Annotated in this window: 12 protein-coding genes, 6 tRNA genes, 2 rRNA genes and 1 other RNA gene; 4 read left to right on the top strand and 17 right to left on the bottom strand. The window is 42.5% G+C overall.

Features of this window, described 5'->3' with window-relative positions; genetic code table 11:
- Positions 1 to 5 precede the first annotated feature (5 nt).
- From ACTVAI_RS11160 to dnaX, 4 genes are read right to left on the bottom strand one after another with little or no spacing between them, the layout of a single operon-like run.
- Positions 6 to 296: a DUF2508 family protein gene (locus ACTVAI_RS11160; protein ID WP_443486690.1), complete on the bottom strand. Its 291-nt coding sequence runs from the start codon at positions 294 to 296 to the stop codon at positions 6 to 8.
- A 43-nt stretch (positions 297 to 339) separates the two neighbouring features.
- The gene (gene recR / locus ACTVAI_RS11155; protein ID WP_443472799.1) at positions 340 to 936 is read right to left on the bottom strand and encodes a recombination mediator RecR; all 597 of its coding nucleotides are present in this window, start codon (positions 934 to 936) and stop codon (positions 340 to 342) included.
- 21 nt (positions 937 to 957) lie between these two features.
- Entirely contained in the window at positions 958 to 1,275 is a 318-nt protein-coding gene (locus ACTVAI_RS11150) for a YbaB/EbfC family nucleoid-associated protein (protein ID WP_443472823.1), read from the bottom strand.
- Positions 1,276 to 1,291: 16 nt separating this feature from the next.
- A complete protein-coding gene (gene dnaX / locus ACTVAI_RS11145) occupies positions 1,292 to 3,115 on the bottom strand; it encodes a DNA polymerase III subunit gamma/tau (protein WP_443486689.1) in 1,824 nt (607 codons plus the stop codon).
- A 192-nt stretch (positions 3,116 to 3,307) separates the two neighbouring features.
- Between dnaX and ACTVAI_RS11140 the strand changes: the two genes are divergently transcribed.
- Positions 3,308 to 3,622 carry a hypothetical protein gene (locus tag ACTVAI_RS11140; RefSeq protein ID WP_443486688.1) on the top strand — a complete coding sequence of 105 codons (315 nt, stop codon included), beginning with the start codon at positions 3,308 to 3,310 and terminating at the stop codon, positions 3,620 to 3,622.
- Positions 3,623 to 3,729: 107 nt separating this feature from the next.
- Here the strand turns inward: ACTVAI_RS11140 and ffs are convergent.
- Together ffs and tadA are read right to left on the bottom strand one after the other, a co-directional pair.
- Positions 3,730 to 3,815: signal recognition particle sRNA small type (gene ffs, locus ACTVAI_RS11135), an RNA gene on the bottom strand.
- Positions 3,816 to 3,866: 51 nt separating this feature from the next.
- Complete coding sequence (gene tadA / locus ACTVAI_RS11130) at positions 3,867 to 4,367, bottom strand: tRNA adenosine(34) deaminase TadA (RefSeq protein ID WP_443486687.1); 501 nt, start codon at positions 4,365 to 4,367, stop codon at positions 3,867 to 3,869.
- Between the two features lie 116 nt (positions 4,368 to 4,483).
- Here tadA and ACTVAI_RS11125 point away from each other — a divergent pair, with 116 nt between their 5' ends.
- Entirely contained in the window at positions 4,484 to 5,359 is an 876-nt protein-coding gene (locus ACTVAI_RS11125; protein ID WP_443486686.1) for a helix-turn-helix domain-containing protein, read from the top strand.
- Positions 5,360 to 5,402: 43 nt separating this feature from the next.
- Here ACTVAI_RS11125 and ACTVAI_RS11120 read toward each other — a convergent pair whose 3' ends face one another.
- Positions 5,403 to 5,729 carry a hypothetical protein gene (locus tag ACTVAI_RS11120; RefSeq protein WP_443472804.1) on the bottom strand — a complete coding sequence of 109 codons (327 nt, stop codon included), beginning with the start codon at positions 5,727 to 5,729 and terminating at the stop codon, positions 5,403 to 5,405.
- 119 nt (positions 5,730 to 5,848) lie between these two features.
- Between ACTVAI_RS11120 and ACTVAI_RS11115 the strand changes: the two genes are divergently transcribed.
- Positions 5,849 to 7,015 (top strand): cation diffusion facilitator family transporter, encoded by a 1,167-nt coding sequence (locus ACTVAI_RS11115; RefSeq protein ID WP_443486685.1) that lies wholly within the window; start codon positions 5,849 to 5,851, stop codon positions 7,013 to 7,015.
- Positions 7,016 to 7,063: 48 nt separating this feature from the next.
- Here the strand turns inward: ACTVAI_RS11115 and ACTVAI_RS11110 are convergent, their stop codons facing one another.
- A complete protein-coding gene (locus ACTVAI_RS11110; RefSeq protein ID WP_443486684.1) occupies positions 7,064 to 9,571 on the bottom strand; it encodes an ATP-dependent Clp protease ATP-binding subunit in 2,508 nt (835 codons plus the stop codon).
- Between the two features lie 38 nt (positions 9,572 to 9,609).
- Positions 9,610 to 10,074, bottom strand: coding sequence for a CtsR family transcriptional regulator (locus ACTVAI_RS11105; RefSeq protein ID WP_443472807.1), 465 nt, complete (start codon positions 10,072 to 10,074; stop codon positions 9,610 to 9,612).
- A 250-nt stretch (positions 10,075 to 10,324) separates the two neighbouring features.
- On the opposite strand from ACTVAI_RS11105, the gene ACTVAI_RS11100 reads away from it, so the two are divergent.
- Positions 10,325 to 11,029 carry a glucosamine-6-phosphate deaminase gene (locus ACTVAI_RS11100; RefSeq protein WP_443486683.1) on the top strand — a complete coding sequence of 235 codons (705 nt, stop codon included), beginning with the start codon at positions 10,325 to 10,327 and terminating at the stop codon, positions 11,027 to 11,029.
- A gap of 107 nt (positions 11,030 to 11,136) precedes the next feature.
- Here ACTVAI_RS11100 and rrf (ACTVAI_RS11095) read toward each other — a convergent pair.
- From rrf (ACTVAI_RS11095) to rrf (ACTVAI_RS11060), 8 genes are all read right to left on the bottom strand, one after another.
- A 5S ribosomal RNA gene (gene rrf / locus ACTVAI_RS11095) occupies positions 11,137 to 11,252 on the bottom strand.
- Positions 11,253 to 11,308: 56 nt separating this feature from the next.
- Positions 11,309 to 11,382: transfer RNA gene (locus ACTVAI_RS11090), tRNA-Pro, on the bottom strand.
- Positions 11,383 to 11,392: 10 nt separating this feature from the next.
- Positions 11,393 to 11,466: transfer RNA gene (locus ACTVAI_RS11085), tRNA-Arg, on the bottom strand.
- 10 nt (positions 11,467 to 11,476) lie between these two features.
- A tRNA-Gly gene (locus ACTVAI_RS11080) sits at positions 11,477 to 11,548 on the bottom strand.
- 4 nt (positions 11,549 to 11,552) lie between these two features.
- Positions 11,553 to 11,625 (bottom strand) — tRNA-Thr (locus ACTVAI_RS11075).
- A 22-nt stretch (positions 11,626 to 11,647) separates the two neighbouring features.
- Positions 11,648 to 11,720, bottom strand: a tRNA-Lys gene (locus tag ACTVAI_RS11070).
- 60 nt (positions 11,721 to 11,780) lie between these two features.
- Positions 11,781 to 11,853 (bottom strand) — tRNA-Val (locus ACTVAI_RS11065).
- A 28-nt stretch (positions 11,854 to 11,881) separates the two neighbouring features.
- Positions 11,882 to 11,997 (bottom strand): 5S ribosomal RNA (gene rrf / locus ACTVAI_RS11060).
- Positions 11,998 to 12,176 lie beyond the last annotated feature (179 nt).

The raw sequence follows: 12,176 nt of genomic DNA, 5'->3' as shown, positions 1-12,176 counted from the left end.
GTCAGCTAATCCTGGTATAAGTTGTCTTTTTTATAGCCTCGTTTTTTCAGACCCATTGCTTTGACCTTCCTTGGCTTGACAATATCACCCTGGATATTCCGCTGACGCGCTTCGCGCATCAAGCACAAGTACTTGGCTCTTTCAATTTTCCGTAAGGCATTCAAGTCTTCCGGTACATCGTACGCTTCTTCTTCGAGGTGTAAGAGCAGTTGGTATCTCTGGAAAACAGTCTGCAGGCTATTGCTCAAACGTTCATCCATCAGCTGTTTTTGCTGATTTTTCCTGCTTTTATTCAATAAATGGAACACCATTTTATTAATGACTCCTCATACTTTCTTCCTATAATTCCCGGCGACCGTCGATAGCGCGGAATAACGTCATTTCATCCGCATATTCAATGTCGCTACCCACTGCCAGTCCATAGGCAAGACGCGTCACTTTGATTCCAGCTGGCTTGATGAGTCGTGATAGGTACATCGCTGTTGCTTCACCTTCTGCCGTTGCGTTGGTTGCAATAATCACTTCATTAATTTCCTCGTTTTGAAGACGTTTAATCAAATCAGGGATATTCAAATCTTCCGGTCCGGTTCCTTCCATCGGAGAAAGAACACCATGCAGAACATGGTACAAACCATGAAATTCCCGAATTTTTTCCATGGACATGATATCGCGTGGATTTTCCACTACCAAAACGGTTGAACGGTCACGGCCTTCATCCTGACAAATGGAGCAAGGGTCCGATTCGGTGATGTTGCCACAAACGGAACAGTAATGTAAATCTCTCTTTGTACTGATTAAGGCATTCGCGAATTTAACAATCTCTTCCTCTTCCATATCCATACAGAAGAAAGCAAGACGAGCCGCCGTTTTTTGGCCGATACCTGGTAATTTCATGAAACTCTCAATCAGCTTGGCTATTGGTTCTGGATAATGCATTTAGTCAGCACCTTCCGTCAATTAAAAGTTAGGCATTGCGCTTGCGAATTTACCCAATTTTGCTTTTGTTTCTACTTCGATTTTCTCAAGAGCAGCGTTTGTCGCCATCAAAATTAAATCTTGCAGCATTTCGATATCATCTGGATCGACAGCTTCCGGTTTGATTGCAACATCAACTACTTTTTTATCTCCGGTCATTGTTACTTGAACAAGTTCATTGGCAGCTACCCCTACAAACTGTGTTTGGTTGATTTGTTCTTGTGTTTCCTCGATTTGTTTTTGCATTTTTTGCATTTGTTTCATCATACCTTGCATATTTCCCATATTTCCGCGCATTATAATTCGCTCCTTTTATTTAGTCGTTTATGATTGTCACATTTTCTTCTCCGAAAATGCTGATTGCTTGTTCGACAACTTCTTGTTGTTTTTCTTCTTCCCGCACATCTTCATCCGGTCCCATTGCAAAATCTTCAAAGGGTTGTGGCGGTACATCGTTGTCCGAAAACTCACTGGCCACGGGATGGTCTGTTGGGGCCACTGCATTTGGTTCCGGTTGTTTCGGCTGGATTTTACCTGCCTTTAAATCCTGTACATAGTTACGGCGCAAAGTTCCCCATTGCTCGACGGTCAAACAAACGACTTCACCTGGTCGGTTTGTCATCCTTTGAATCGCCTCAGCCAATGCTTCCCGGAGTTCCATATCTTCCGTCGCTTTTTGGCAAAGAATATCGTACTCGAAAGCTAGAATACAGGCACTACCGTTTGCTGCCACGGGTTCTGCTTGGCGTAAAACCGCTCGTTGGGTAACAGATAGGTAATCAAGGATATCTCCCCAATTAGATTGTAACGTAACAAGCTCTTGTTTTGTTGCTTCGCGCATAATTTGTTGCGCGCGACCGATATCCGGTTTAAAACCATTTGGATTTTTACGTGGTGGCGCTGGTTTTGCAACTGTATCACTTGCTGATACTTCAATTCTACCATTTTTCAATCCTTCCAAAACAGCTTTTAGTTCTTTTTTCAAAGAAGCAACTTCCTTTTCCAGACGGACCACTTCTTGGCTGTCTGCTGCTTTGGTTGTGGCTGTAGCTGGTTGTGAAAGGGGCTGTGATAATTTAACCGCCAGGACTTCCAGGTAGACATCCGGTTGTGTTGAGAAACGCATTTCTTTTTGCGTTTGGCTGAATTCTTCAATAGCCCGGTATAAGAACGTAGCTGCCACTGATTCAGCAAACGAACGGAACTTATCCGTCAAACGGTCAGCGTCCTCCATCCCTTTACCGTTTGTCTGTTTATACACCAAAATGTCCCGGGAAAACAGGATCATTTCTTCCAGGAAGCGGCCTGCTTCTTTACCGTTAGCTAAAATCGCATTCAGGATTTTAAGTGCTTCCTCAGCGTTTTCTTCCTTGAGGGCGCCCAGGAATGACAACATCATTTCCTCGGTCAGGCTTCCCGATACTTGAATCGCGTTATCCAAAGTGACCAAATCGGAATTATAGGAAATGACTTGATCCAATAGACTCAAGGCGTCCCGCATTCCGCCGTTAGCTGCCCGCGCAATAACATGCAGGGCTTCTTCCTCATAGGCGATTGTTTCTTCTTTCAAAATAAAAATCATTCGCGCTAAAATATCTTGGTACGTGATGCGTTTGAAATCAAAGCGCTGTGTCCGCGAGATGATGGTCAGTGGAATTTTATGCGGTTCGGTCGTTGCCAGAATAAAAATAACATTCTCCGGTGGCTCTTCCAATGTTTTCAAAAGGGCATTAAAGGCGCCTGTTGACAACATATGCACCTCGTCTATGATATAAATTTTATGTTCAGCTTGCGTGGGAGCATAACGAGCTTTGTCGCGAATGTCACGGATTTCCTCAACCCCGTTGTTACTGGCCGCGTCAATTTCGATGACGTCATTCAAGCGACCTTCTGTAATGGCAAGACACATTTCACAGGCATTACATGGTTCACCGTCTTGTTGATTCGGGCAGTTAATGGCTTTAGCGAAAATTTTAGCCGCACTCGTTTTCCCTGTCCCTCTTGGACCAGTGAATAAATAAGCGTGGCTAGATTTTTTTTGTTCGAGAGCATTTTTCAAAGTTCGCGTCACCGCTTGTTGACCGGCAATATCCTCGAAGCGCTGTGGCCGCCAGACACGATAAAGTGCTTGATAACTCATTATTTCCCTTCTTTCTGTGCGTATTTCATCTATTCATTATACGGTAAAAAAGCCAAAATAGAAAGCGGAGCTGACGTTTCCTTTTGACTTGAAAAGGCGCCAAATTAACCTTTTTAAATGGTATCGGGATATTTTTGTTTTTAGATGAAATCCAGAGTATACTGGACACAAGAGAGGAAAGGAGGGATAGACGTGAAAATCCGAATTGAAACATGTACAACCTCCATAGCTACAAGTTTGAATACCGTCAGGAAACTCCGTGAAGACGGCATTCCCAAAGAACATATTTATATTGTGACGAATATCGCCAGTAAAGATACGATTCTTAATAATTATGACCTCCGCAATGAAGATGGTTCCATTTTTTCTTCCCATTCCCTGATTGAAAATGTCAAAGATATTTTAACCGTCCCCGAATTTAAAAAGACGGGGCATCCCCTGGATACTCTCCAGAAGTACCAAGAACGAATTGAATTCGGCAGTATTGTTGTTGCCGTTGTTGAATAACGAAATAAAACGCTCACCCAGAGACTTTTCTTCTGGGTGAGCGTTTTTTGTAAAAGTGATTAAAAAATAAAAAGCCCTCATCCGAAGATAAGAACATCTGGTTTGCTATTAACTTACAGCACATGGCGACTCTTACTTATAGCTGCTTCCTTCCGGATCTGACTCATTCATAAGACCGCCATTGCAGTAAGGCCTTTCGGCAAAGTTTAGTATAACACACGTCGCCCTTATTTTTCAAGGGCAATCAGCTCATTCGACGTAAATGTTTCCGACTTTCTTCTTTTCTTTTTAAGCGTAACGCGCGAAAAAAGGTTTGCAGCAAACTTTGGCATTCATCATGCAGAATACCTGTTTCCACTTCTGCTTGGTGGTTAAAGCGATCGTCTTGCAATAAATTCATCAATGTACCGGCAGTCCCACCCTTTAAATCAGCCGCACCATAATAAACTTTTTTGATGCGTGACAAAATGATGGCACCACTGCACATTGGGCAGGGTTCCAACGTTACAAACAATTCAGCATCTTCCAAACGCCAATTCGAAAGTTTTTTGTTGGCATCACGAATGGCCGTCATTTCGGCATGTGTAGTGGCATCGTTAGTCGTTTCCCGTTCATTATGGCCGCGTCCAATAATTTCACCATCCAGTACAATAACCGCGCCAATGGGAACTTCCCCAATAGCGCGCGCTTTTTCTGCCTCCAGGATAGCTTCCCGCATAAACGCCTCTTTTTCAGCTAATTCCATCTTATCCCTCTTTCTCATCCACCCTAATATAATCTATTTCGGAACATCTTTCCAATTATTTTGTATCAATGTTAAAATGAAAGTACTATTGAAATCGATTGCGAGGAAAATCTTTTATGGAAGACTTACTTAAAGAACTTTTCCCTGAGGCGAAGGTCAACCAATCTTCCTGGATGGGAAATGATTATTTCACTGTCCCCCTGGAGGGCAAATTCATGCATTTCGCATCCGGTACCATAACAGACCGGGAAAAACGTCTGATCATCCAGATGTTGGAACCAGATACAGTTTTTAATACCGGCCTCAAGAACGTTTGGGCACATTATTTGTTGGAAAATCCCAACCCTATCCCAAGTGGTTATGAGCGCATCCAGGTCCTGCAAGTCACTTTAAAACAAACTTCTCCAGAGCCGATTGACCGAAAATTATGGCTGGATGCTTTTAAAAACACCCTCTCTTCTATAGTCGATGGTTTTTTTGTTTCAGAACAATATGCCCTCTTCATTATTCATAATCCTGATCACTTTGAGCTGACAAATGAAATTGAAGGCGTCTTGAATGTGTTGGATGATGATTTTGGCATCAAGTCCAATGCATATCTGGGTCAAAACTGGACAGTCAATTCGTTTTTACCTGCACTTTTTTTAGAAGAACAAAGTATATTCCTGGATACACGTTCCCGAAGCCAGGCGGATCAAATCGTCACCCTAACGACGACAGCTTTGCCCCACTATACCTTTGAAGCAGCTTCCAAAAGTCCAATTCTAGCCACAATAAAGGAAGGTATTCAAAATATCGACGGCGGGGCTGACTTAGTGTATGCCATGTGGCAAAATCAGGGAAATATTTCCAAAGCAGCTACGGACCTTTACGTCCATCGTAATACGTTACAATATCGCATTGACCGTTTTGTGGACACAATCGGTTTGAATTTGAAAAAAATGGATGATTTACTGCTGAGTTATATGGCATTACATGCCCGGTTTAAATAACAAAGGAGACGACAGGTTGCCCTATCGTCTCCTTCTCATTCATTTATTTGAACTTTTTGCTTACATGATCTTTATAATCAACCGCTTTGTCTCTCAAATCGTCGAACGTATCAAAAATTGTATCTTTCCAGCTGCCGGTGCGATCGAAAACGCTCAATAATGTTTCGATTTCATTATCACTTAGCGTTTCGACGACGTTCATGACACGATGGTTGCCTTTGAATTTACTTTTCAATCGTTGGCGGTTTAAATAAGCCCCAACGCGGTCCACAGTTTCTTCTTCATTCATAAGAATTGTTGCGACAGCAGTTATAGCAGCCGTGGCAGCTAAACCAATGAGAAATGCTTTTTTTGAATTTGAATTTTTCATTATTGATCGCTCCTTTTCATTTGTCTTTATTTTAGCATACAAGAAAACGTATTCCGAATGATTTGGTCTGCCACCTATGGCATAATAAGCGTACATTCTATCGAAAAGGGAGTCTCCACATGTTTACTAAATGGCTGGAATCTTATGCCGAACATCATACCATCGAGAAAAAGCGTCTGCGCATTGGCTTATTGGCCGGTGTTATCGGACTGATTTCAAATTTATTACTTTTTATTGTTAAATTAGCTGCGGGTTGGTTATCGGGCAGTGTATCCATTATGACCGATGCCATCAATAGCCTTTCCGACACTGCTTCTTCCATTCTGACGTTATTGGGCTTCAAGGCTGCTTCTAAGCCACCAGACAAAGAACATCCTTATGGGCATGAACGCTTTGAATACATCAGTGGACTATTGGTTTCAACCATCATTATTTTTGTGGGGTTTCAATTTTTGACTACTTCCGTCGAACGTATTTTTAATCCCACCGCCTTAGCAAGCGGGCCACTTATTTTTGTGTTATTGACGGTTTCCATCTTCGCAAAAATAATCCAGGGCCTCTTTTATAAATCAGCTGCCACTACCATCCATTCGAATACTCTTAGAGGAGCAGCTCAAGATAGTTTGAACGATGTTTATACGACCATCATTGTATTACTTGCTTCATTGATTGAGTTTTTCACTGGGTTAACAGTGGATGGATATGCAGGGGCGATACTTGCCATTTTTATCATTTACAGTGGCATCAACATGATTCGTGATTCCATGGATGATTTGCTCGGCTCACGACCAAACGAGAAAGAGCTGTCCGAAATCCAGGCGCATTTCGACCAATTCGACGCCATCCTGGGCTATCATGACTTGCTCGTTCACAATTATGGCCCCAATAAGACGTATGCCTCCATCCATATAGAAGTCGATGATAGTTGGACCTTAACCGAGGCGCATGAGGTCAGCGACTATATCGAAAAACATTTCAAAGATGAACTTGGTATCGATTTAATTTGTCACCTGGATCCAATAGCCGTTCAAAACGAGGAACATACGCGAATTTACCGTGAAGTCAAAGCCATCCTCAAATCTTACCAATTAAATTTGAAATTTCATGATTTCAGGGTTGAAGAAGGACCTGAAAACGTCAAAATATCTTTTGATATTGACGTTCCTGAAGACATTACCACCTCAAATGAACAATTAGTCAAAGTTATTAAACAGGACATTTCAGAAAAAGTCGGCGAAGCGGAAATCGAAATTACGGTCGACCGCTTGAGCTTATTGAAGCACTAATCAAAAAAACGAGGGCGAGACTTGTGTCTCTTCCTCGTTTTTTGTATGTTAAGAATTACTTCCTACTAAATCTTTACCTGTTTCGTCTGTTGGTTCCTTTTTATCTTCACGGACTGAAATACGGATTTCTCCGTTGCGCGCACCGATAGTCACGGAATCACCAAATTTAACATTTCCGGTTAGCATTTCTTCGCTTAGTTTGTCCTCGATTTCTTTCTGGATAGCACGACGAATTGGACGCGCCCCATATTCAGGGTCGAAGCCAGCCTTAGCGATAACATCAATCGCAGAAGGGGTAACTTTAACGTGAACATCCAAGTCTTTCAGACGTTTCACAATCGTATTCGCCATCAACTTAACGATTTCATGCAATTCTTTCTTGTCCAGCGAATGGAATACAATCGATTCATCAATTCGGTTCAAGAATTCCGGACGGAAAGTACTTTTCAGTTCTTCCCGAATGCGTTTCTCCATCGCCTTATAGTCATGTTTCATATCTTTGACATTGAAGCCAACGGATTTTTCATCACGAATGGCAGTTGCTCCCAAGTTGGATGTCATAATTAAGATGGTGTTACGGAAATCAACTTTGCGACCTTTCGAATCAGTCAAATGACCATCATCCAAAACTTGCAGCAGAATATTAAAGACATCCGGATGCGCTTTTTCAACCTCATCAAACAAAATAACAGAATAAGGTTTTTGTCTAATTTTTTCAGTCAATTGGCCACCTTCATCGTAACCCACATAACCTGGAGGTGAACCGACTAAACGACTGGTTGCAAATTTCTCCATGTATTCTGACATATCAATTCGAACCAAGGCATCCTCTGAACCAAACATTGCTTCTGCCAATGTTTTGGCCAATTCGGTTTTTCCGACACCCGTTGGTCCAAGGAAAAGGAAGCTTCCGATTGGACGATTTGGATCTTTCAATCCTGAGCGGGCACGGCGAATCGCACGTGATACAGCACCTACTGCCTCTTCTTGGCCGATAACGCGCTCATGAAGAACATTTTCAAGTTTCATTAAGCGGTCGCTTTCTTTTTGTTCCATCTGGTAAACGGGGATTCCGGTCCACAACGCAACAACTTCGGCAACATCGCGTTCATCTACACTCAAGGTGTATTCATCACTCTGGGAAGCCGCTTCTGATTCTTCTCTGATGCGATCCAGACGTTGTTTGCGTGTCATCTCTTTTTTACGAATACGCGCTGCTTTAGCAAAATCCTGGTTCAGGATGGCATCTTCTTTTTCTTTGCCGAGGCGCTCAATTTCATCTTCCAATTTACCCACAGGTGTATCACCATGCGTCACGTCTAAACGGACTTTCGCCGCCGATTCATCGATTAAATCAATAGCTTTATCTGGTAAACGACGAGAGGTAATGTAACGGGTTGAGAGCTTCACAGCTGCTTCAATCGCTTCGTCCGTGATTTCTACCCGGTGGTGATCTTCATAACGGGAGCGTAGTCCCATCAAAATATCCACCGTTTCATCAGCGGTCGGCTCGTCAATATGAATAGGGGCAAAACGACGTTCCAAGGCTGCGTCTTTTTCAATATATTTTTGATATTCGTCCAGTGTGGTTGCCCCGATTGTTTGAAGCTCACCACGTGCCAATGCAGGTTTCAGGATATTAGAAGCATCGATTGCTCCTTCTGCTCCCCCCGCACCGATTAACGTATGTAATTCATCGATAAAGAGGATAACATTGCCATCCCGATAAACTTCGTCGATGATTTTTTTCATCCGTTCTTCAAATTCACCACGGTATTTGGTTCCAGCTACCAGAGATCCCATATCCAGCATCATCAGACGTTTGTGTGCCAACTGCTCCGGCACTTCGCCATTGACGATTTTCTGGGCTAAGCCTTCAACGATTGCCGTTTTACCAACACCTGGCTCCCCGACAAGAACAGGGTTGTTTTTTGTACGGCGAGATATAACTTGAAGAATGCGACGTACTTCCCGTTCCCGACCTACAATCGGGTCTAATTTCTGATTACGAGCCAATTCTGTCATGTCCCGTGCCAGTGAATCTAGTGTTGGTGTTCCCTCCGAAGTTTTAGCAGCTTTTTTGCCGCCTCTAATCGTATTTTTTGCCGGTTGTTTTAAACCGATTTTTTCATATAGCGTTTTACGTAATAGGTTGAAATCAACACCAAGATTTTTCAAAATCTTTACTGCTAAAACTTCTTCTTTTAACAGACCAATCAATAGATGTTCTGTACCAACAAGAAGCGTTCCTAACTTTTGGGACTCTGTAGTGGCGTACATCACGACAGTTTTAGCCCGAGGCGAAAATGGCATTGGAGCAAAATGGTCGGATAACGGTCTTGCCGTTCCATAGCCCGTTAGATGCTCAATTTCATCACGAACGTGTTCCTCATCCACATCGAAGTCGCGAAGAATTTTCCCGGCAATTCCCTCAGGTTCGCGTAGAAGCCCTAAAAGAATATGTTCTGTTCCAATTGATTGATGTTTAAAGTAATGGGCCTCTTCCGTTGCTAGAATGAGCGCTTTGCTCGCTTTTTCTGTAAATAGTTCGTCCATCCTTAACGCCTCCTTTACTAGGGTTATGACTGATTATATTATGCTTTAAAGCGAAGACTCTGTAATTGTTTGGTCAAAAGATGCGCGCGTACAACATCCTCATCATCCCCAAAAACCTGGAGCGTATTTTTATCGAGAATTGACAACATGAGATTGCCTTCTCGCTTGGAAATTAGTTTTTTATTAAACATATTTTGAACGATGGCAAACGCGTCTCTTTCGGAAATAACGTTTCCGACCATCTTGATCATTTCATCAAGAAATTCCACTTCATCCATGAATTTGACCTTCATGATGCGTATATACCCACCGCCGCCACGTTTACTTTCGACTAAATAGCCATGTTGCTCGGTAAAACGCGTATTAATTACGTAATTGATTTGTGAAGGGACACAATTGAAGTGACTGGCCATTTCATTACGTCGTATCTCAACTTGCTCTTGTTGCTTAAGTATTTTTTTAATATAAGCTTCAATGATATCTGACATATTTTGGTTCTGCAATTCATCCGCCCCCTTTCACCTGACTAATTTTGACTATTGTAACACAAATAGTATGCTATTCTTGGTTCAGTGTCAAATGGAAAGGTCCGAAATCTGTCTATTGACCAATTATTATATCGTAATCTGACTCTTTTTTGAACTATTTTGTTTATAAATATCCCGGATGTGTATTTTTTAGTTTTATTGACAATGAATACTTTTAGTTTTAGAATTATTTTAATACTACTATATAAAAAGGAGCATCAGATCATTGGAAATCCTTTATACACAAACAAGAGAAGAAGGTTCACAAAAAGCTTATGAATTAATCCGGGAAGCCCTGGACAATGGCGCAAAAGTATTTGGGTTAGCAACAGGGTCAACCCCAGAAGGCCTTTATAAAAAGCTCGTTGAAAGTGATGTTGATTTTTCTGAAGCTGTTTCTGTCAACCTGGATGAGTATGTAGGTTTGCCAGGAACACATGAGCAAAGCTACCGTTACTTCATGGAACAAAACTTATTCAATCATAAACCCTTCAAAGAATCCTATGTACCAAATGGTATGAACGAAGAAAAAGCTGAAATCGAACATTATGAAGCTATTCTGGAAAAATACCCTGTTGATGTTCAAATCTTGGGAATTGGTCATAACGGGCATATCGCTTTTAATGAACCAGGCACACCACTTGACTCTTTGACGCACAAAGTTGAGTTAACGCAATCTACTATTAATGCTAACAAACGTTTTTTTGAAAAAGAAGAAGATGTGCCACGTCAAGCTTATTCAATGGGTCTTGCTTCTATCATGAAGGCTAAGAAAATCATTCTTTTAGCTTTTGGTGAAGATAAAGCTCAAGCAATCAAAGATTTAGTGACTGCTACGGAACCTACTGAAGACATTCCTTCAACTGTTTTAGTAAATCACCCAGATGTAATTATTATCGTGGATGAAGCAGCGGCTTCTTTAATTAAATAATTTAAGAATGACAAAGCCAGGCAAAATCTTATTTTTTAGATTTTGTCTGGCTTTATTTTTTTGCAAATAAAAAAGCCTCTCCATAGAGAGACCGATTCAATCATACTGCGCGGCAACGTCCTACTCTCACAAAGGGAAACCCTTCACTACAATCGGCGCTAAGAAGCTTAACTTCTGTGTTCGGGATGGGAACAGGTGTGACCTTCTCGCCATCGTCACCGCACAATGTTTCTTATCAATGAAAAACAAAAGACCAGGAAATTGACCCAGTCTCGGATATCGGGAAGACAGGATTCGAACCTGCGACCCCTTGGTCCCAAACCAAGTGCTCTACCAAGCTGAGCTACTTCCCGATGATAAAAATGCAACCAGTAGGAGTCGAACCTACAACCGCCTGATTCGTAGTCAGGTACTCTATCCAGTTGAGCTATGGCTGCAAAATGTGAAAGCGGAAGACGGGGTTCGAACCCGCGACCCCCACCTTGGCAAGGTGGTGTTCTACCACTGAACTACTTCCGCAAAATGCCGGCTAAAGGACTTGAACCCTCGACCCTCTGATTACAAATCAGATGCTCTACCAACTGAGCTAAGCCGGCTTTATACATATTAAAATGTATATGAGTCATGCAGGGCTCGAACCTGCGACCCTCTGATTAAAAGTCAGATGCTCTACCAACTGAGCTAATGACTCAAACAATCCATTGCGGACCTCGGTCCACACCATCCGGCCTGTTTGAGGGGGCCTGGATAATGGAGGTTGACGGGATCGAACCGCCGACATCCTGCTTGTAAGGCAGACGCTCTCCCAGCTGAGCTAAACCTCCGGAAAACAAAAAAAGAGAAAAATAAATTGCGCGGCAGCGTCCTACTCTCACAAAGGGAAACCCTTCACTACAATCGGCGCTAAGAAGCTTAACTTCTGTGTTCGGGATGGGAACAGGTGTGGCCTTCTCGCCATCGCCACCGCACAACTATTTAATTGGGGGAACACCGTTCCCTCAAAACTGAATCCATAACACGTCGTAACGGCCGACCAAAGCCATTCCGCGCTTGCTTTTTTGAATCTTCAATCGTGGTTAAGTCCTCGACCGATTAGTACCAGTCCGCTCCATGCATCGCTGCACTTCCACTCCTGGCCTATCCACCT

The organism is Jeotgalibaca sp. A127, assembly GCF_052266745.1.
GTDB lineage: Bacteria > Bacillota > Bacilli > Lactobacillales > Aerococcaceae > Jeotgalibaca.
Note: the sequence above shows the minus strand (reverse complement) of the source record. Positions and strands in the feature narration are given on the sequence as shown.